The organism is Bacillus thermotolerans (genome assembly GCF_000812025.2).
GTDB classification, from domain to species: Bacteria; Bacillota; Bacilli; order Bacillales; family Domibacillaceae; genus Quasibacillus; species Quasibacillus thermotolerans.
Genome location: NZ_JWJE02000061.1, coordinates 1 through 20,380, shown reverse-complemented (window position 1 = coordinate 20,380; position 20,380 = coordinate 1). Strand labels below are relative to the sequence as shown.

Below are 20,380 nucleotides of genomic sequence, written 5' to 3'. Positions count from 1 at the left end.
TAATTTAACATATGTGTTTTTTTATTACAAATAAAAAAACCGCCCGCACACTCATGACTGAAGTCACGAGTGTGCGGGCGGAGGTCATCAATTCTTCCAAAATGCTCAACAGCTTTATTCACATAATTCTGAACGTCTGATTCTTTTGAAACATCCGCTTGAACGACAATCACTTCTCCGTATTGATCTAACTCTGCTTTTGCTTTATCTAAAGACTCCTGGAACAAATCAATTAAAACAACCTTGGCACCTTCTTTTAGAAACCTTTCTGCTGTCACTTTACCGATACCACCGGCTCCGCCTGTAATGACAGCCACTTTATTAGACAGTCTTCCCATAATTGCCACCTCTTCTTTTTATTTTTAAACTGAGATATCTTAATTCAAGGTTATTGTAAGCCCTTTAACTAAATCTTGCAAAATTTATGCTTGTCTAATCACCTTAAATAGGGTTTTTATTTCTTTTCCGTTTATGTGAATTCATTGACAGACAGGTTTATGAGGTTCAATGCCCCCACAACCTCGTCTTCTTTCTCGTGATTGGTGAAAATGACGGAGGAACAAGTTTTATCTATCGTCCATGTAGCCAACCCTCAACTACACTGCCGCTTTAGTTCAGCAGGGAAACCAGCAACACTTTTTACAAATTCTTCGCAAAAAAAAGAAGCACCATCAAAATGACGCTTCTTAAACCCTTGGTCTCTCCAGTTATTGTCTCTCATTATGTCTTTTGTTTCTTATCTCTTATGAAACGAAGGCTCTCGTTCGTATTCGTTCCAATTAATTAATGATGGTGGTGATGGTGATGACCATGTGACGGTTCATTTTTCGCGTTGCACAGGATGGAATCATCATGTTTATGCGCCATCGTTTCCATTTGGATCGTCACGTGCGTAATTCCTTTATGTTCCAAGTCATGCTCAATCTCGCGTAAAATGCCTTCGCTTTCTGCGATGGTCAATTCATCGTCAACAATGGCATGGCAAGAAAGGGCATTCAGTCCGCTTGTAATGGACCAGACGTGCAAATCGTGAATATCCTGAATTCCTTTTGTGTTTTTGAGTGTGTGTATGACATCATCGACATCCACATTTTGCGGAGTTCCTTCCATTAATACATGAGTAGCGGCCTTTGTCACATAGTACCCGCTTCTTAAAACAAGGATCGCAACAATCACACTAGCTAACGGATCCGCCCATCCCCAGCCGAAAAACATAATCAGCAAAGCAGCCACAATGGCACCGACTGAGCCAAGCATATCACTAAGCACGTGCAGGAAAGCTCCGCGCATATTTAAGTTCTCTTCAGTATCTCCACCGCGCATCATAACCCATGCCACTACAATATTTACCGCCAAGCCGACAGAGCTAATCACAAGCATGCCTGTGGTGGCCACTTCCGGCGGGTTTGCGAACCGCTCAATCGCTTCATAAAAAATATAAAGCGCAATAAGGATTAACGTAACGCCATTGATGACAGCCGCCAGAATCTCAAACCGTTTATAGCCAAATGTTTTACTGTGACTGGCTGCTTTTTCAGCAAGTTTGAAAGCGACCAGCGCAATTGCTAATGAAATAGAGTCACTCAGCATGTGCCCGGCATCCGATAAAAGAGCCAAACTATTCGTTAAAAAGCCCCCGATCGCTTCAATCACCATATAACTCGTAATAATAATAAACGAAATCAGCAAGACCTTTTTATTTGCCCCATGAGTATGACTATGACTGTGATCATGAGCCATTTCGATTCCCCCTTAGAATCTCATTGAAATGTATACATAACATGTAAAGACGGTGCTTAGTGATGGGACGCATGATCAATGGCTTGTTTCAACAAGTTTATAATATGATCATCATCGTTTGAATAATAGAAGGTGGTCCCTTCTCTTCTATATTTAACTAGCCGCAATTGTTTTAAAAAGCGTAATTGGTGTGATACAGTGGATTGATTTAGATCCAATCTTTCTGCAATGTCATTGACGGAATGTTCGTCTGAACAAAGCAGATTTAAAATGCGTATTCTCGTTGGATCACTCAACGCTTTAAACGTTTGCGAAACGATAAATAATGTCTCTTCATCTAAATAGTGCTCTTCCTCAGAGCGATCTTCTTCTTTTTCTAAGTTTTCATTCATTTTTCCACACACCCCACTAATGGTTTGATCAAATGAAATACACACCTTTATATGAACATATGCTCATATATAATAATATGTGAATCCATCAAAAATTGTCAATCGAAACAACTAGTCAGCGGTATACTGTCACCGAAAGACAAAAAGACTGCCCATCAGCAGCCTCCTTTGTGAAGTTTGAATTCTTTTACTATAAAAGAAACACGTTTACTCTCGGATACTCAGCTCCGACAGCTTCACCAATAAAATCGTATGCTTATTCTTTTCTTTGATCTCGCAATACCCACTATTGTAAATATGAACAATAGTGTAGATCTTAGAGTCGTAAACAACCTCCATGCCAACTTCCATCCCTAAGCCCTCTCCCCTGTCATAATGATTAGTTATATGAGACCTTATCATCGGTAACCGTTTCCTTACAAGAACATTTTTCGACAATATCGGCATCTTTTATTGATAGGAGGATCTGCCTTATAGTTTAAGAGCGATGCCTTCATAATTAGCGATTTTTGGGCAAACGAAAAGGACCTTATCCTTGTAAGGTCCTTTTCGTATTCCTTATCCCGCTAACAAGGTGTCAAGGCATAAAAAAGCCAGCCAAATAAAAGCTGACCGTCTCCTTATTTTATTGATTTCCTTTCTTCATAGCTTCGCGAGTCAAGCGCGCATTGTTTAACCCTTTATCACTAAATGCGTTATCACTATTTAAATGGTCCTCTACTGATTCTCTGTCCATCTCACCCTTTAGTACGTCTGAAGTTTTTCCATGTACATTGTTTTTCTCTTGCGGCATTCTGTTCACCCTCCTTTTCAATTATTATCTGTTGCCCGTCGTTTTCTTATGCGAGGGCTAATCATAAGGAGGTGTCTGTATTTATTTCTTCTTCAATGAACCGGCTTAATACTCCAAAGTTCCCTGGTGTGAGAAGGTATACGCAGGACCCCTCCCGCTAACTGCCTTCTTTATTCGCTTTCAGCAGTAAGGTAGCTTTCCACAAAACGCAAGAAAACCTTAGCGCACGGCGAGAGGTACCGTCCTTCAACATAAAACACAGAAACCCAGCGGGACAGCGGCGGATCCAAGGGCAAAATGGATACTGGCGGTCCCGGCGACTCTGCCATTAAACGCGGGAGGACGGAAACACCTAACCCTTCCGCTACGAGTGTCCGTGGAGAGGCACACTCGTAGGCAATGAGCGGCTCGAACCCTTCTTTATGGCACGTTGCAAGCAGTTGATCACGGGCGCCTGATCCCTCCTTAAAAGAGACGAAGGATTCTTCCTGAAGCTCTTTGACAGAAACCGTTTGCCGCTTCACCAGCGGATGCCCTTTGGAGACGGCCAGCACTAGTTCATCTTCATATAGAGGCTTTGAACAAAGCCCCTTTAGTGGAACTAGGTCTGTATTTGATAAGTAGTGATCTTTCGTATGAGCCAGAGCAAGATCTAATTCTCACTTTTTAAGAGCCTCCAACAATGGCTCAGTTGTATTCTCCCTTATAAACACTTTTATGCCAGGATACTTCTTACTGAATACGACCAGCAAGCTCGGCAGCCTCGTTTGTACCATGGACTCCAACGCACCTACCACAATTTTGCCGTGCGGCGAGTTGATCAACCCCTTAACAGAATCCTTCGCCATTTGTGCCTCTGTCAGGGTCTTTTCAGCACCCATCAAGAATTGCTCCCCAGCCTCAGTTAGAGTCACCCCTCTTCCTGTCCGATGAAAGAGTTTAACGCCGAGTTCCTGCTCCAAATTTCTTATCTGCTGAGAAAGCGCGGGTTGAGCTATTCTTAGCCGCTCCGCTGCTTTTGTAAAATTATTTAGCCTTGCCACTTCAACAAAGTAAACTAACTGTCTAAGCTCCATAGATTCCATAACCACCTTATCTCTTAATATAAGCCATACTTATAGGTGCAATAACACAAATATCTTTTTCTTATCAATTACACAGTATTATAATCTAATATAGAAAGGGAAAAGAAGGTGAATTTCGACTGTTATGCATTCTTTTATGTCTGTTGTATGCAGCTGCTGGGTGTTATGGGTGCGGTTAATTAAATGAAAACGGTTACCGTTTTTGAACAGGCTGGGTCCCTCTGTACCTGGACCGAAGGAATGGATTTAATTTGAACAAGGGCAGCCATTTTAGCAGCAGTTCGTATGTGACGACATAATCCCACACGATCACTTCTTTAATTCAGAATTATCTGATTGCTAAATGAATAGTGTCATAGAAAGAAGGTACAATCCATGATTCAAAAACGGCAAGGCATTTATTTTGGTTGGTATATTGTTATTGTCAGCATGATCATTACAATGTTAACGGTAGGGCTCCGGCTGGGGATAGGACCGTTTGTATTACCGATGATGGAAGATTTTCATGTCACACGAACATTTATCTCAACGATCATTTCTGTGAGTATGATCATGTATGGGGTTGGCATGCCTATCGCGGGTTACTTATGCGGAAAATACAGTACAAAATTTGTTCTTCTGCTGGGACTTGTCATCATAGAGCTATCGGTGTTGGGAACGGTGTTAACAAACAATGTCTGGATTTTCTTCTTTACGTACGGCGTGTTTCTGTCGTTCGGTCTTGCATTCACCAGCCCTGTCGCCGTAACTCCGATTATTAGCCGCTGGTTTGTTCGTCAAAGAGGCCGGGCATTGTTTTTTCTCTCCACCGGCTCAATGGCTGGTATTGCTATTTTTAATCCGTTGGCTACTTTTATGATTGAGTCCAGTGGTTGGCGAAGCACCTTGCTCATTTTCGCGATCATTTTTGTCATTTTAATCGTTCCTGCTGCTCTTCTCGTTTTTAAGGAAGAGGTTCCAGAAGGTGCTGATTCAAAAGAGGGTTCTTCAAGCGCCAAGCCCTCTGCTCGTGCAGTCACACAAACGCTCACTTGGCGGGAGGCTGTTCGCTCAAAAGCGTATTGGCAAATTGTTGCGGGGTTATTCGCTTGCGGGTTCAGTATGAACTTACTAGGCTCCCATGCAGTTCCGATGTTAATAGATCATCATTTTGCACCTGCTGCCGCTTCGTTTGGCGTTGGACTTATTGGGCTTGTTGCCATATTCAGCACACTCGTTTTAGCTTCCATCGCTGATCGCTTTGATCAACGCAAGCTGCTGTTTTTCATTTATTTCATACGCGGTTTGGGTTTTCTAGGCCTCGTATTTTCACAGAACACGTGGCAGCTTTATTTAGTGGCCGCACTAGGCGGATTAGTGTGGTCTGGAAGTATAGCGATGTCCTCCGCTATTTTAGGAAATCTTTTCGGCGTAAAGCTGCTCGGTGTGCTCTACGGCTGGGCTTACCTTGGCCACCAAATAGGAGGAGCCATCTCTTCCTTTCTTGGCGGCTGGGGCTATGAAGTCTTTGGCACACATGTTTTTTCATTCGGCTTAGCGGCCTTCACATTAATAAGCGCAAGCATTATTTCGTACCTTATTCCTGATAAGCTCACGCGGCAAAAGATGGAACCAGATCAACGGATAGATAACCACACAGCCTCTTCCTAATAATATGCAACTCTCTTTTACATGAAATCTTGTATCCCGGTACGATGCGTTACTAGAGGTAGGAATAGACCTGAATGTCAGAATTAGAAAAAGCGGCAGCTATGGACAAGGCATTAAAGTCCTAGGCTGCCGCTTTTTTATTTGAATTTCCTTAAATGTTTATATCCGCTAATTGGTATGATTGAAAGGTTTTCACATGGTAATAACAACTTTTCCTTGAGCGTGTCCTTGTTCAAAATACTTGAAAGCCTCTTCCATTTCACTCATTTTAAACACTTTATCCATGACCGGTTTGATCTTTCCGGCTTCAAGGAGGTCTTTCATATAAATTAAATCTCTCTAGTTCTGTCTTTGTAATAAGCTGGACATTTTTTGCCTTCCAGTGAGTGAGAACCAAGTTCCTAAGGTCATCGTTTGAAACAGTTGTGCACCCGAACCTCCGACGTGAATAAAGGTTCCATCCGTCTTTAAGGCCCGCTTATAAGCCGTCATCGGATAGTGCCCGTTAACCGCGAGAATCAAGTCGTACTTCTTTCCGTTAGCGGTAAAATCCTCTTTCGTATAATCAATGACATGATCGGTGCCAATAGATCGCAGGATGTCTATATTTCTCGTACTGCAGACACCAGTTACGTCCGCTCCGAAAGATTTGACAATCTGTACAGCGAACGTTCCAACACCGCCAGAGGCGCCATTAATCAATACCTTCTGTCCAGCCTGAATCTTGCCTTTATCTCTCAGGCCTTACAAGGCGGTAACTGCCGCCATAGGCACCGCAGCCGCTTCCTCGAATGTGAGGTTTTCTGGTTTTAATGCCAGTGCCTTCTCAGGAACAGAGACATATTCAGCCAAACCACCCCAGCCGCAGCCAGACAGGTCTCCAAATACACTTTGACCTGGCTGAAACTGTGTAACCTCTTTCCCAACTGCTTCTACCCGGCCGGCAATGTCACCTCCAGGTATAGAGTACTTCAGTTTTAGAAGGCCAAAGGCGAAACGCGCGAGGAAAGGCTCTCCCTTCAGAAGCACCAGGTTGCCATAATTTAAGGAGGCGGCATGAACCTTTACCAGTACCTGATTGTCTTCAGGAATAGGTTTATCTACTTCTGCCAAATTAAGAACATCGGGTGAACCGTATTTGTGATACACGATGGCTTTCATTCATTTTCCTCCGAATTCCTTCGAATTGAAATCCTATCCCTTCTTTATCCACCTATTTATATTGAATACAACACACTAAATGACCGATTCACCGAAAAAATCTAAAATAATTTAGCGGGAAATCTTTTAACTTAACTGCCTCGTTAACTTACGATCACCTTTTCACAATCTTAATAGCTTAATAAATCATAAACATGTACTTTTACGAATGATGATTACATAACGTCAGGCTGCCTCTGCCCTAACACCTGTTTTCTTGAGAAAAAGAAGAGAAAGATGGTTACCAAAAACTCGGAAATCGGCAAGGACAGCCAAATGCCGGTAATGCCCATAAACTTGGGCAAAACCCAGAGAAGGATTAAAAAGAAAACAAAGCTTCTACATAGAATAATCATGACCGATGGTCCGACCTGGCCAACAGACTGGTAATAGCTCATATATACAAAGTTATAGCCCAGGAATATATAGGCAATAAAGAACAGGCGAATTCCCTCCACAGCCAATTGTTGAATTTCGGCAGATTCTATTCCGAATAAACTGACCAGAAACGGAGCAGTTCCCCAGCCGACCCCAAGTAATAATATTCCGAGAGCTAAGGAAGTCTTCTCACCGATCCTTACACTCCCCTTGATTCGTTCTGTTTCCTTGGCACCATGAAAATAGCTAATCATCGGCTGAAGGGCCATTTCAATTCCGAAGAAAGCCAGAAACATAAAGCCGTGCAGATAATTGATTACTGAGAAGGCAGCGACGCCCGCGGTTCCTGCCAGCTCAACAATCGATAGATTATACCCCGTTACGAATATTAAAAAGCCGGCTTCTGCCAGAAAGCTTGGAAAACCAATAGAAAAAATGCTCATAAGAAATTTCCAGGACCACTGAAACGACATGTTTCTTAATTGTGCATGTCGGTTAAAGAAATGCAGGGATAAAACCAGCAGTCCAGCAGCTCCGCCAACTATTGTAGAAATAGCTGCTCCTTTTACTCCAAGGCCCCAGACGAAGATAGTAAAATAATTTAAAATAATATTCACAACCGAAGTGACTCCAAGAGCTACCATAGACAGCAAGGGACTGCCGTCATTTCTGACAAACGTACTGATTACTTGTAATAATGCGAGAGTCCAGCTGAATAACAGCATGATGAGTAAGTAATCAATCACGTAAGAGAAAGTATCAGCATTTGCCCCCAGCCATTGCGCGATGATTTCAATGTTAGGTATGCTCAGTATGCCTACTAGCAGACTAATCAAAAATGTAGCAGCGACAGACATGGAAAAGATGCCGCTTGCTTTTTTAGGTTGATTCCCTCCACTCAAAATGGAGTATACCGTTGCTCCGCCAACCCCGATCCACAGAGAAATCGCCATAATTAACGAAATAACTGGATAAGCAAGGTTTACCGCAGCAAGCGCTTCTGCTCCCACCCCATTCCCTACAAATAGACCATCAATCAAGATATTCACAGACATAAGCAGCAAGCCCAGTGTAGCAGGGATAAAATATTTAAGGAAAACTTTGTGTAAAGGCAGCTTCATTAGTGATTGATGTGTTTCTGACATATTTTCTTCTCCTATTATTCAAAATGATCGTTAATGATGAAAGTCATTTCCGGATGACTTATGAATTTTTAAATATAAAAGATTTCTTTTACGAGGATATACTGCTTCACGAATTATCAGTTACAGGTTAAGAGGAATACTTAATAAAAGTTTCCGTACAAATTACTTAATAAACTGGTTTTGTTAAAATTGAATGCTAGTAGAAAAATAGAACTTCCAATTATACAGAAGTTCTATTTTTCCATATAGCCTTATTCAACTGAAGCACCCTATCATTTAAGAACGATTGTTCACACAGTGCTGACTTTACGCTTACCTAACTTTAATGAAATAAAGTAAGACACCTATCACCACTCCTAATAAAAATCCTATGCCAGCTCCCGCAACTTGAATAAATACAATCTCTAACATGAACCCAATCGTACTGAATATCGATCCAACAAATAAGCCAAAAACCATTCCATATACTAGATAGTTTTCTAATTTAGGCTTCTTTTCATTACTATCAGCCATATCTCTCCCCACCTGCTCCCCATAGTAGCACTTTCTTGTAGCTTGCTATGTAGTAGCGATTCGCTAGCTTATCACGAATATGGCAATAACCATAACCCGCCTTCATGTCATCGGAAATCATTTGGACCAGCCCTTTTAGCTCTGCATCTAAACGGGCACGACCGAAGACCTTCCCCTATATATAGAAGGCAATCAGTTTTTTCAAATAGTTGAGTATACCTAGTAGTTTATATTGTATAGAATAATTTGTATAGGACGTTGAAAAAGCTTTTCCTTATAGTCTTCGTAGTTTCTCATCCTAAGGTGAAGGCGGCTTCTATTTATGCCAAGCTCTTTGGCAAGGGATATATAACCTTCCGCTCCCTTCTAAATATCGTCCCACCCTATTTACTTCTTCCTGACTTGTAATTTTTACGATCGAATGATAAATAACCTAACCATCGACCTCTATATTTCAACAGCAAATAAAAAAGCTGCAGGGATGAAAAAATCACCTGCAGCCTTTCCTGAACCTACTTATTATATCTATAGTTGGTGCATGATTTCCTACTTTACGTAGTTACAAAGCTTGCCGATTTGCTCTACTTCAACCGCTACCACATCTCCTGATTCCATCGGGCAGCTTCCGGATGGTGAACCAGTAGCTAGAACATCCCCCGGCTCTAACGTCATCACCTGTGAAATCCAACTGATGAGAAAAGGAATGGAAAGAGACATCTGGTTCGTGTTCCCCTCCTGCACCACTTTGCCATTTAGTGTCGTAGTGATTTGCAAATTAGTCGGATCTATCCCTCTCACGATACACGGTCCTAAGGGGCCAAAGGTGTCAAACCCCTTTCCTCGTGTAAACTGAGGATCATGTTTTGTCAGGTCTCTTGCCGTTACATCGTTAAAGATCGTACAGCCAAAAATATAATCGAGCGCCTCTTCTTCCTTTATGTTTCTGCCGCGCTTCCCAATCACAAGTGCTACCTCTCCCTCCATTTCGACCTGCCTGGTTAAATCATTTGAAGGGAGAATGATCTCCTCTAGATGAGGAATGACAGAAGAAGCTGGTTTCAAAAATAAAAATGGTTCTTTCAGGTTAGCCTGCCCTCCCGTTTCCTCTGCATGCCCAGCATAGGTCCAGCCGAAGTTTATAATTTTTGAAGGTACTACTGGCTCTAGAATTTTCACATCGCTATATTTCATTCTTGTTCCATCAAATGCTAGTCTATCGTTTGCGATATCGGAAAAGCTGCTAGACATTTGTATAATTTCATCATCTTCAACCGTCCCGTAATACACCTTTCCGTTTTGCTGCTGATAGCGAACGATGGTTTGTGTTTTTTGCAGCACTTGCATAATCAATCAACTCCATAGCTTACTTGATGAACCTTACCTGCTCACTGATCCATTTGTACTGCTCTTCCTTCTTTCTATTGAACTCCACCTTATTTTCTTCAAAAATGTTATTTCCTTCTGCATCAATAGACACAATAAGGGGGCCGAATTCATTCACTTCACATACCCAAAGAGACTCAGGCATCCCAAGGTCTTTCCAGTGTACTTCTTTGATTTCTTTCACGCTTGTCGCAGCATAGACAGCATTCCCTGCTGGAAAGACCACATGCAGTGCCTTATGAGTCCTGCATCCTTCTTCGGTGTTCTTCCCCATTCCGCCTTTCCCAACGATGAGTTTCACACCTGTTTCTTCAATAAACTCCTTTTCAAACTTTTCCATTCTCATGCTGGTTGTCGGACCGATAGACACAATTTCATACTCTTCATTGCCAAGGTCTCTGACAATGGGACCCGCGTGAAAAATAGCCTTACCCTTAAGATCTACAGGCAATGGGATCTTTTCTTCTATGAGTCTTCTATGAGCAACATCCCTGCAGGTAACCAGCGTACCGGTTAGGTAGATAATGTCCCCGGTGTGTATATCCTTGAGATCCTCATCTTTTATAGGTGTCGTTAATACCTTCTTGGTCATAGTGTTACCCCCTCATGAGTATTGATTTCATAGTTTAAATTACGGTCAAATGTAATTTTCCCTCGTCTATGGGACCAGCAGCCTGTGTTAACGGCCACTCCAATTGTAGAAGGATGCCTTGCTGTATTGACCACATTTACACCCATGACGGATTTAGATCCCTTAAGTCCTTGAGGTCCCAGACCAATGGCGTTAATTCCATCCTCAAGGAGTTTTTCCATCTTAGCTGCATTTTCATTTTCGTTACGACTTCCAACAGGTCTCATAAGCGCTTTTTTGGAGTTCATGGCTGCTGTTTCTACAGAGGTACCGACGCCTACACCTACAAGAAGCGGAGGACAAGCGTTAATTCCATAACTAGTCATCCGATCAAGTACAAACTTTACCACCCCTTCATAGCCTTCACCCGGCATTAGAACTGTGGCAACTCCAGGAAGAGTACAACCTCCGCCTGCCATATAAGTATAAATTTCTACCTTATCACTATCTTCTTCAATCTCCCAGAAGATACTTGGCGCACCGTCACCGATGTTCTTTCCTGTATTGTATTCATCAAATGTTTCTACAGAATTATGACGCAATGGCGTTTGTTGAGTGGACGTATATACACTGTCTTTTAAAATACTGTCCAGTTGCCCGATTAAAGGGAAGTTCTGCCCGCACTTCACAAAAAATTGGAGAACACCTGTATCCTGACATGAAGGTCTCTTTAACTCATAAGCCAGCTTCTGATTCTCGAACATAGTTTTATAGATCGTCTTAGCAAGACGGTTATCCTCTTCTTCACTTAGCTCCTTCAATTTGCCTTCCACATCATCAGGAAGCTTATAACTAACAAGCGATATAAACTTTGACATTAAATCCGTCATCTTTTCTTTTTGTTGTATTTTATCCAGGGTTACATTCATAATAAGTCTCCTTTATGGTTTATTTATTTTGCGTGTATGGATTGGAAAATCGTTAGCAGAATAGTTAATCTGCAGCTGTTAAGAAAACCCCATTTATCCTGATTATTCTTTTCCTCTTCTAAGAATGAATGTATTTGATTCACCCATTCACATCTCTCCTTCCCAACACCTCTCGCTGTGCTTTCAGAAAATTATTTCTATATCCAATATAAAATAATGTATACGTTATTGTCAATTTTTTAATTAAAAATAGATATTTTTATGTTTTTTTAAAAATAAATTGACTTTAATGTATTAGTTAAAGTAATATTTGAATCATCAAGCCGGTTCCTTGTTAATTTCTGATTTTTTAATAGATTCATAACCTTAAAGAGATTCTCTGAGGCATCGGCATTATTGATTGATAATTATTCTGAAAATTAAAAAAGTGAAAGGAGATCTTTGATGACAACATTAAAAGCTTTTTGGAATCAGATGTGGTCGTGGGATCAGCAAGCTAGAGAATGGACAAGGACAATACTTAGGATGCAGCCAGCAGCGAGTGGCTCAGCAGCTCGAAAACCTGACCCTTCCTTCGATAATGAATCGATTCAAAAACCGCATAAGCCCAAGCAAAAAATACCTAGCAGCTATTCCAAAACACAACTGATCGGTTTAATTATGGGGCCCATTCTTTTCTTGTTCATCAGTATGTTTGTCTCCCCTCAAGGGATGACACAGGAAGCGGCTACTGTCTTGGCCCTCGTGGCATGGGTAGCTTCCTGGTGGGTCACAGAAGCTATTCCCATTCCACTCACCTCTTTATTGCCTTTGGTCTTGTTTCCGCTGTTAGGAATTATGGAGACTGGAGAAGTTTCAGCTTCATACGGTGATCCACTTATCTTTCTTTTCGTTGGAAGTTTTATGATAGCGCTATCAATGGAAAAGTGGAATCTTCATCGAAGAATTGCTCTTGGCATTATTGCTTTTATTGGAACGAATCCAAGTATGATTATTCTTGGGTTTATGACAGCTACCGGCTTTTTATCTATGTGGATTTCAAATACCGCTACCACTATGATGATGGTACCTATGGCGATAGCTGTAACAAAACACGTAGCCGATTCCTTAAATCGAAATGGAACATCCGTGGACACAACACCTGGAAACTTTCCTTTTGGAACCGCTTTAATGCTGGGAACTGCTTATGCCGCCACTATTGGAGGGTTTGGCACGTTAATTGGTGCTCCTGCTAATACCATCCTAGCCGCTACAGTAAGTAAGCTGTATGATGTGCAAATTTCCTTTGCTCAATGGATGTTATTTGGCGTACCGCTTGTTGTTATCCTTCTCCCTCTGGTTTGGCTCTATCTAGTAAAGGTTGCTTATCCTATGAAAGCAAAAAATATTCCCGGCGGACGCGCTATTATTAAACAAGAACAACAAGAGCTTGGCCGGATGAGCTTTGAGGAGAAAGTCGTCCTATCAGTCTTTTTATTCATCGCATTAAGCTGGACGACACGAAGTTTTTTACTGGAGAAATTGATTCCGGGCATTGATGATACAACGATTGCTTTGCTTGGAGCATTCCTTCTATTTATCATTCCTGCTAAAAATAAAGAGGGAAATATTTTAGGATGGGATACGGTCCAAAAGCTTCCATGGGGTATTTTATGGCTCTTTGGCGGCGGCTTAGCTGTTGCGGCAGGGATCTCGAGCTCTGGATTAGACCATTGGATTGGCGGACAACTTGTTAATTTTACAGATGTTCCTCTTTGGGTAACGATTGCTTTAATCGTCGGGGTGATTACGATGCTTACAGAGTTCACCTCTAATACAGCAACAGCAACCATGGTCTATCCGATTGTCGCTGCAGGCGCAACCGCACTAGGGCTTGACCCGATTATTCTTATGGTGGCGGCATGCATGGGTGCCACGTTTGCGTTTATGTTCCCCGTTGCCGCACCGCCAAATGCCATTGTCTTCGCTTCGGGCTATATAAAGATGGCTTCTATGGCGAGGACAGGAGTATGGCTTAATTTAGGAGGAGTTATTTTCTCCATTATTATTGTCTACCTTTTCGTTCCGGTTATCTTTGGAGGGTTAATGTAAATAGTTAAAGCCCCATTCACCTTTTGGGAATGAGGGCTCTTTTTATTGGTTAGAACCTTGAGGCTGCTCCATCGCTTCAAGGGCTTTCAAAATTTCACCACGCGCGCGTTTGCGGTGAGATTGCATAACCATGCGTGCAGCATTTCCATCTCTTGCTTTCACACATGCAACTATTGCTTTATGCTCAATAATGGATTGCAGAGGCAATGGTCGTTGATTAATTGTATAAAGACGTGCACGATATAACTGGTCAGCGTGAATATCAATAACCGCATTTAGACGTTTGTTTTCCGCAAACTCAATAATTAAGTGGTGAAATCGATCATCTAATATGGACCATTTTCTTAAATCAGTTTGTTCAATCGCTTCTTCCTGTTGATCAATCAAAGACTCAAGTTGTTCTAGTTCTCTTTCTTCTATCTTTTTAGCAGCCTTAGCAACCGCAAACCCTTCCATTATCTCGGAGATTTCATATATTTCTTTTAAATCTTCTTTTTCAATTGGTTCTACAATAAAGCCCCGTCTCGGAACCAATTGAACCACTCCTTCTGTCTCTAGACGAACGAGCGCCTCTCGGATGGGTGTTCTGCTCATGTCCAACAGTTCCGCCATTTCCCTCTCTAGAATGGTTTTTCCTGGAGGAAGAATTAAGTCGCGTACTGCCAGTCGAATGATATGATACGCACGTTGCGGCAGACGATAATCATCCAACCCTTCCAACTGATCAATGAAAGACAGTATATTTTTTTGTAGATCAGTTTCATTCAACGATAATATTTTTCCGGCCTCTATTTCCGCATTGTTTGACATTTGACCACCTATTCCAACTAATTCATATTTTTTACGCAGTAATAGCCTTTGACATTTCCTCTTTAGTTTGCATAATGAAGGAATCGCTGTCAAATAAGAAAAACAAAGAAGCGATAAGCTGATTTAAATATATTTCTTTAACAGCTTTAAACCATAACAACCACAAAGGGCGGTTTCACAAACCACCTTAAACAATGAATCATGTGCTCATACTGTATCACTGCCAATCGATTTGTTCTCCATCCCTGAAGAACCCTCCATGGGGTCCTTCGGGTCCGATCGTTGCCATTGTCTCCTCTAGAACACAAGGATCCATAGACAATAACTTTTCATTCTTATCCAAATACACACCGGCATTATTAATCAGTACGTCTAATTTTCCGTGCCGCTCATTAACGGTCATCGCAGCCTGCTGAATGCTTTCTTGGTCGGTGACATCCATCTCTATATACGAAATATCTAGATTTAACTCTTTAAGCTTTTGAACGGCTTTACGCCCCACCTCTGGACTACGACTGGATAAAATGACCTTAACACCATGCAAAGCCAATTGCTTAGCCAGCTCATAACCAAGTCCTCGATTGCCGCCGGTGACGAGCGCCACTTTTATATCCTTTGACATTTGAAAACCTCCCTTTCTCGGCTACTGACCGGAGGGGTGGATACCTCCTCTTTCATTAGTTACTTTTAAGGCAGTTTGTTGACCTGCTTATTTATTGAGAAAGTTGGTATTTAGGAACAAACATGCAATTTCTCAGTAAAATAGTTACTAAGCTCTTTAACTAAGACCTCCGCCTCCTCTCACAATAAGTTTGATTCCCGCTCTGCGGCGCTTCTTATCCTATGGGAGTCAGTATAAGGACTAGAGTCAGCTATAAAACAAGGAGAAATTTTCATATAAAGAAATGACACAAACAAACACCAGCTGTATTTCATACGCACGTTTATGAAATACAGCTGGTGTTCTATTCATTCACAGTGGGGATCTCGATCTTGTCCTGTTTATGAATCTCTTCTGTTCCTGCCTCTAAGGCGGTCTTGTAATACAAGCATTTATGCTCGATGACTTCCATTGTTTTTTAAGTTCTTCCATCTGTGCTTCTACCGTCGCCTTTCGTTCCATGAACATGTCTTATCTTTGCTGCAGAGTGGAATCCCCCTCGGAACACCAGTCAATAAAGCTTTTAATCTCTTTAATAGGCATCCCCGTAGCTTTTAAACATTCGATAACCTTTAAAGCGTTAATATCGGATTCTTTAAACAACCGTGCTCCGCTCGATGTCCGTTCTACAAAAGGCATGAGCCCCTCCTTGTCATAGTAACGCAAGGTATAGACGGTGAGGTGTAATTCTTTTGCCGCTTCGCTGATCGAATATGTCTTCATTATGTAACTCCTATTCTTATAGTATAGACTTCGAGTGAACTCTATGGCGTGAGGGGATTTTATCACGGCATTCGCTGGCTGTCAAAGTCACCTCATAGACAAGGATCTTCAAAGAAACATAAGCTAATCGCTTGACCTAGAGTTAACTATAAGGATTAGCATAGTTTTGTGAGAGGAAAAAGCAGGGATAGAAATGAATGACAGAGAAGTTTAAACCTGGTTCCTTCCTTTCTATCCGGACAAGCGCCTTTTCTCAGAAAATATTATTTATATGGAGGTTTTTTTATGGTCATTGCTAAAGCACGGGCTGTCGACGGTCCAGACAAACCATTCCGGGAAGCTGAAATTAAGCGCCGTGATCTTGATTCACATGACGTTCTGATTGAAATTAAATACGCAGGCATCTGCCATTCCGACATCCATACGGCTTATGGTGAATGGGGTCCCGTGGACTATCCACTCGTACCAGGGCACGAGATTGCGGGGATTGTGACAGCTGTTGGTCCTCATGTGACAAAATACAAGGTTGGTGACCGTGTAGGGGTCGGATGTATGGTAGACTCCTGCGGGGAATGTGAGAACTGCCGTAAAGGAGAAGAGCAATACTGCCTCGAAGGAAATATTCAAACCTACGCTGGTGTGGACAAATACGGCGAGCCTACTCAAGGCGGCTATTCTACCCACATTGTCGTACAGGAAAATTTCGTACTTAGCATTCCTGACAGCATTGAGCTTGATGCTGCAGCCCCACTGCTTTGCGCAGGCATTACGACATATTCGCCGCTAAACCACTGGGGAGCTGGCCCTGGCAAGAAAGTAGCGGTCATTGGCATGGGCGGTCTTGGTCATATGGCGGTTCAAATTGCACATGCGATGGGTGCTGAGGTCACTGTTCTGTCACGAACATTAAATAAAAAGGAAGATGGCCTGCAGCTGGGCGCAAGCCACTACTATGCAACCAGTGATCTAGAAACGTTCGAGAAGCTGGCCGGATCCTTTGATTTAATTATTAATACGGTAAGCGCAAAGATTGACTTGGATGCTTATTTAGGACTGCTCACTCTGGATGGCGCTTTAGTCAACGTCGGTGCTCCGGCAGAACCATTGGCGGTCAATGTGTTCTCCCTCATCGGTCACCGCCGCTCATTTGCCGGCTCACTGATTGGGGGCATCCGCGAGACTCAAGAGATGCTGGATTTCTGCGCAGAACATAACCTTGCTCCGATGATTGAAGTGATTTCGGCTGACCAAATTGATGAAGCCTACGAACGTGTCCTAGCTTCTGATGTGAAGTATCGATTCGTCATCGACACAAGCACCATCTGAGATGATACGTTTAAGAACGAAACAAGGACTTGAAGATTTTGCGCCAGCCAAACACAAATGCATAACAATAAACTTCCCGCATGAAAAATCCCAGCTCCTCGCGAACATCGATGAGAAGCTGGGATTTACTTTTACACTTACCTTTATTCAGCCGGTGACAGTTCACCTTCCGTTACCCATTTATGATTGGTCACTTCATCACCCGTTTTGGTGTCTGTATAGCTGACCATGTACACCGTCGTTTGTTCCGCCGAGTCAATGACAGCCTCCGCTCCATTCATTCCTTCCATGTGATCGGCCTTTAAGACGACTTCATCTCCCGGTTGGAGCGGCTCGTCCCCTGCGTTTTCCAGCTCTTCATGAATGACCCACTTATGATCCTCTACCTGTTCACCGCCCGTCGTCGGCGTGTAGGTCACAGAATAGACCGTTGTATCAAACGCACCGTCAATGGTAGCCACTGCCCCGTCCATTCCCGGCATATGATCCGCGTTCATCACCGCTTCACTGCCAACGGGATACGTTGGATTCTCTGCCGTTGCCAACCCTTCTGGTACTTCACCTGAGCTTGAATGATTCATGTGCCCGTGTGAGTCTGAATTCTCTTCTTTCTTATTCGTATCTGTTTCTGTGTGCTGGTTTTCTGTGCTTTCATTTGTTTCCGCCTTCTCCTCACTAGCCGGCTCTGTGTCATCCGTGCCTCCACAAGCCGATAAAACAAGTGCCGTGATAAGTGTGAAAGCCCATGATAAGAATTTTTTGTTTTTCATCATCCAAAACCTCCTTCACTATGTCAACATCACCTTACCAAATAAATGTGCAGAAATGATGGATGACACTCAGGATGACAGCAAAACATTTATCCTGTCACCCATTTGTACCCGACTCCCCAAACAGTCGCCAAATGCGTGTCTGCCGGGAAGCCCGCCTTTCTCAATTTATCGCGGATGTTGCGGATATGAGAATCCACCGTTCTGTCCTCCGTAAAGGCATGGTTTCCCCAAACCACGTCGATTAAATGCGCTCGTGAAAAAACGGTGTTCGGATTCTCCAGCAGGAGGCCTATTAATGAGAATTCTTTTGGGGTAACCGGGATCGGCTGTCCTTCGTAGAACAGTTCATGAGCAGCTCCGTCCCACAAGAGTCCCTTAAACTCCAGCCTTTCCCTGCTTTTGCCTTCCGCTCTTCTAAGTACTGCCTCTATTCTTGCCAGCAGCTCCGTTTCATTGAAGGGCTTCGTTACATAGTCATCCGCACCGGTTCTCAAGCCTTTCACTACATCCTCTGTCTCATCCCTGGCTGTTAGCATAATAATAGGCACATCCGAAAATTCCCTGATTCTTTTGCAGGTGCCCCACCCATCCAGCTCAGGCATCATAATATCTAACAGAATTAAATCGACGTAGTGATTTTGTACATACGAAATCGCTTCTATGCCCGAATTTGCTTGGACACATTGATAGCTTGGCGATAGGTAAATATGTAACAAATCCAGCATTCTCTCTTCATCATCTACAAGCAGGATTGTTTTCATTCGGCCACCTCCTCGATCCAAATTAAAAATGTACTTCCTTTGCCTGCTTCACTTTTCACTTCTATACGGCCTTTGTTCGCTTCTACGAGTTCCTTCGCAATCGATAATCCGAGGCCCGTTCCCCCTAAGTCTCTGGAGCGGGATTTATCCACTCTGTAAAACCGCTCGAATATAAAGGGCAGATGTTCTTCCGGAATTCCACGCCCTTCATCCTTGACCTCAATCAACACTTCCCCCTTTTCTCTTTTAACAGAGAGTGTCACTTTCGCAGAAGGATCCGAGTATTTAATCGCGTTATCCAACAAATTCAGAAACACTTGTTCAAACCGCAGCGGATCGATCATGACATGAATCTCTTCCTGACAATCTGCTTCAAGCTCTATCCCCTTTTCTTTAAAAGCCGGCCGCATCTTTTCGCAGATCCCCCGCAAATAGGCACACAGCTGCACTTTTTCCCGGTGAATCACAAACGTGTTTTGATCCATTTTGGCTAAATCAAATAAGTCTTTCACCATATCTGTTAATTTCTCAGACTCCTCATAAATAATGTCGAGATAACGGTCTCTCTCTGAACCTTCAATATTTTTCCGCCTGGCCACATCGGCATACCCTTTGATGTAGGTAAGCGGCGTTCTCAGTTCATGAGAAATGCTCGATAAAAATTCACTTCTTTCCTCTTTAAGATGCTTTAAATCCCGGGCAAGAACCGTGATGGAGCGTGCTAACTCCCCTAGTTCATCTTCTCCCATGTCAGGCAGATCCACAGAAAAGTCTCCCTTGCTTAGCTTCTCCGTCGCCTTCTTCATCCGGATCAGAGGGGTGGTGACCGATTTAGTAAGAAAAAGAATCGTTAACAGTAAAAGAGCAGCGGTCAGCACTCCGGCAACGAGAAAATGACGGGTTAACCTGGAGACCAGATCCTGCACCTGGCTCGTACTCTTAAACATAAACACATATCCTTGCTGCTCACCTGCCGTATAGGGGCTGACCGTGGAAATATACTTTTCACTCCTCCACTCTTGCTCCAGCACTTTCCCGTTACGAGGAACCGTATTTATATTCTTAGATAAGATGGCCTGTTCTCCCTTATCTAACTTAGAAGAGGAAATGATCATATTCTTCTCCTGGTCCGTGATAATCACTTCCGTGTCCGCATTTTGTTCCATGACGGCAATATGGCGAAGCGTGTCTTCATGATATACATCCTCAAGAACATCCCTGTGACTGTTGCCCCTTGCCTGCAGGGCCGTTAACTCTTCTTCCACTCTGTCCTTCACCATATTCGTATGTAAAAAAAAGAACAAGCACACTTCAACCATCAGCATCACAAAGAAAAACCAAAGACCTAGCTTTAAGGTTATTTTGTTGATGACCTCCGCCCGCACACTCGTGACTTCAGTCATGAGTGTGCGGGCGGTTTTTTTATTTGTAATAAAAAAACACATATGTTAAATTA

General features: G+C 42.7%; 20 protein-coding genes and 2 pseudogenes. 3 read left to right on the top strand and 19 right to left on the bottom strand.

What is annotated here, in order from left to right:
- From QY97_RS16685 to QY97_RS16665, 7 genes are all read right to left on the bottom strand, one after another.
- Positions 1–338, bottom strand: a 338-nt coding sequence (locus QY97_RS16685; protein WP_039233607.1) for an SDR family NAD(P)-dependent oxidoreductase, incomplete at its 3' end; no start/stop codon positions are given.
- A 445-nt stretch (positions 339–783) separates the two neighbouring features.
- Complete coding sequence (locus QY97_RS16680) at positions 784–1,740, bottom strand: cation diffusion facilitator family transporter (RefSeq protein WP_039233609.1); 957 nt, start codon at positions 1,738–1,740, stop codon at positions 784–786.
- A 56-nt stretch (positions 1,741–1,796) separates the two neighbouring features.
- On the bottom strand, positions 1,797–2,132 hold the full coding sequence (locus tag QY97_RS16675) for an ArsR/SmtB family transcription factor (RefSeq protein ID WP_039233611.1): 336 nt from the start codon (positions 2,130–2,132) through the stop codon (positions 1,797–1,799).
- Between the two features lie 207 nt (positions 2,133–2,339).
- Positions 2,340–2,483, bottom strand: coding sequence for a hypothetical protein (locus QY97_RS20320; protein ID WP_232506364.1), 144 nt, complete (start codon positions 2,481–2,483; stop codon positions 2,340–2,342).
- A 274-nt stretch (positions 2,484–2,757) separates the two neighbouring features.
- Positions 2,758–2,925 carry a hypothetical protein gene (locus QY97_RS20565; RefSeq protein ID WP_156994600.1) on the bottom strand — a complete coding sequence of 56 codons (168 nt, stop codon included), beginning with the start codon at positions 2,923–2,925 and terminating at the stop codon, positions 2,758–2,760.
- Between the two features lie 170 nt (positions 2,926–3,095).
- Entirely contained in the window at positions 3,096–3,569 is a 474-nt protein-coding gene (locus tag QY97_RS16670) for a LysR family transcriptional regulator substrate-binding protein (protein WP_083965901.1), read from the bottom strand.
- A 15-nt stretch (positions 3,570–3,584) separates the two neighbouring features.
- Positions 3,585–4,001: a LysR family transcriptional regulator gene (locus tag QY97_RS16665; protein WP_039233615.1), complete on the bottom strand. Its 417-nt coding sequence runs from the start codon at positions 3,999–4,001 to the stop codon at positions 3,585–3,587.
- A 384-nt stretch (positions 4,002–4,385) separates the two neighbouring features.
- Between QY97_RS16665 and QY97_RS16660 the strand changes: the two genes are divergently transcribed.
- On the top strand, positions 4,386–5,660 hold the full coding sequence (locus QY97_RS16660) for an MFS transporter (protein ID WP_039233617.1): 1,275 nt from the start codon (positions 4,386–4,388) through the stop codon (positions 5,658–5,660).
- Between the two features lie 192 nt (positions 5,661–5,852).
- Here the strand turns inward: QY97_RS16660 and QY97_RS21185 are convergent.
- The 6 genes and pseudogenes from QY97_RS21185 to ttdA all read right to left on the bottom strand — a co-directional run bounded on the left by QY97_RS21185 (position 5,853) and on the right by ttdA (position 11,779).
- Positions 5,853–6,821: pseudogene (locus QY97_RS21185) on the bottom strand (NAD(P)-dependent alcohol dehydrogenase).
- A gap of 215 nt (positions 6,822–7,036) precedes the next feature.
- Positions 7,037–8,383, bottom strand: a complete 1,347-nt coding sequence (locus QY97_RS16650) for an MATE family efflux transporter (RefSeq protein ID WP_039233619.1) — start codon at positions 8,381–8,383, stop codon at positions 7,037–7,039.
- Between the two features lie 312 nt (positions 8,384–8,695).
- A complete protein-coding gene (locus QY97_RS16645; RefSeq protein ID WP_039233621.1) occupies positions 8,696–8,896 on the bottom strand; it encodes a hypothetical protein in 201 nt (66 codons plus the stop codon).
- 546 nt (positions 8,897–9,442) lie between these two features.
- Positions 9,443–10,240: a fumarylacetoacetate hydrolase family protein gene (locus tag QY97_RS16640; RefSeq protein ID WP_039233624.1), complete on the bottom strand. Its 798-nt coding sequence runs from the start codon at positions 10,238–10,240 to the stop codon at positions 9,443–9,445.
- 19 nt (positions 10,241–10,259) lie between these two features.
- Positions 10,260–10,871, bottom strand: coding sequence for a L(+)-tartrate dehydratase subunit beta (ttdB, locus tag QY97_RS16635; RefSeq protein WP_039233626.1), 612 nt, complete (start codon positions 10,869–10,871; stop codon positions 10,260–10,262).
- On the bottom strand, positions 10,868–11,779 hold the full coding sequence (gene ttdA / locus QY97_RS16630; protein WP_039233628.1) for a L(+)-tartrate dehydratase subunit alpha: 912 nt from the start codon (positions 11,777–11,779) through the stop codon (positions 10,868–10,870). Before ttdA ends, ttdB begins: the two co-directional genes overlap by 4 nt.
- A 444-nt stretch (positions 11,780–12,223) precedes the next feature.
- Between ttdA and QY97_RS16625 the strand changes: the two genes are divergently transcribed.
- Positions 12,224–13,870, top strand: a complete 1,647-nt coding sequence (locus QY97_RS16625; RefSeq protein WP_039233630.1) for an SLC13 family permease — start codon at positions 12,224–12,226, stop codon at positions 13,868–13,870.
- A 42-nt stretch (positions 13,871–13,912) separates the two neighbouring features.
- Here the strand turns inward: QY97_RS16625 and QY97_RS16620 are convergent, their stop codons facing one another.
- The 3 genes and pseudogenes from QY97_RS16620 to QY97_RS16610 all read right to left on the bottom strand — a co-directional run bounded on the left by QY97_RS16620 (position 13,913) and on the right by QY97_RS16610 (position 16,064).
- The gene (locus QY97_RS16620; RefSeq protein WP_039233634.1) at positions 13,913–14,680 is read right to left on the bottom strand and encodes a GntR family transcriptional regulator; all 768 of its coding nucleotides are present in this window, start codon (positions 14,678–14,680) and stop codon (positions 13,913–13,915) included.
- Positions 14,681–14,897: 217 nt separating this feature from the next.
- Positions 14,898–15,302, bottom strand: coding sequence for an SDR family NAD(P)-dependent oxidoreductase (locus QY97_RS16615; RefSeq protein WP_039233635.1), 405 nt, complete (start codon positions 15,300–15,302; stop codon positions 14,898–14,900).
- A gap of 343 nt (positions 15,303–15,645) precedes the next feature.
- Positions 15,646–16,064 (bottom strand): annotated as a pseudogene (locus QY97_RS16610) (MerR family transcriptional regulator).
- Positions 16,065–16,349: 285 nt separating this feature from the next.
- Here QY97_RS16610 and QY97_RS16605 point away from each other — a divergent pair.
- Positions 16,350–17,390 (top strand): NAD(P)-dependent alcohol dehydrogenase, encoded by a 1,041-nt coding sequence (locus tag QY97_RS16605; RefSeq protein WP_039233636.1) that lies wholly within the window; start codon positions 16,350–16,352, stop codon positions 17,388–17,390.
- Positions 17,391–17,533: 143 nt separating this feature from the next.
- Here the strand turns inward: QY97_RS16605 and QY97_RS16600 are convergent, their stop codons facing one another.
- The 3 genes from QY97_RS16600 to QY97_RS16590 form a co-directional block, all read right to left on the bottom strand.
- Complete coding sequence (locus QY97_RS16600) at positions 17,534–18,160, bottom strand: YdhK family protein (protein WP_039233643.1); 627 nt, start codon at positions 18,158–18,160, stop codon at positions 17,534–17,536.
- 89 nt (positions 18,161–18,249) lie between these two features.
- Positions 18,250–18,924, bottom strand: coding sequence for a response regulator transcription factor (locus tag QY97_RS16595; protein ID WP_039233641.1), 675 nt, complete (start codon positions 18,922–18,924; stop codon positions 18,250–18,252).
- Complete coding sequence (locus QY97_RS16590; protein ID WP_232506363.1) at positions 18,921–20,327, bottom strand: sensor histidine kinase; 1,407 nt, start codon at positions 20,325–20,327, stop codon at positions 18,921–18,923. Before QY97_RS16590 ends, QY97_RS16595 begins: the two co-directional genes overlap by 4 nt.
- Positions 20,328–20,380: the final 53 nt, after the last annotated feature.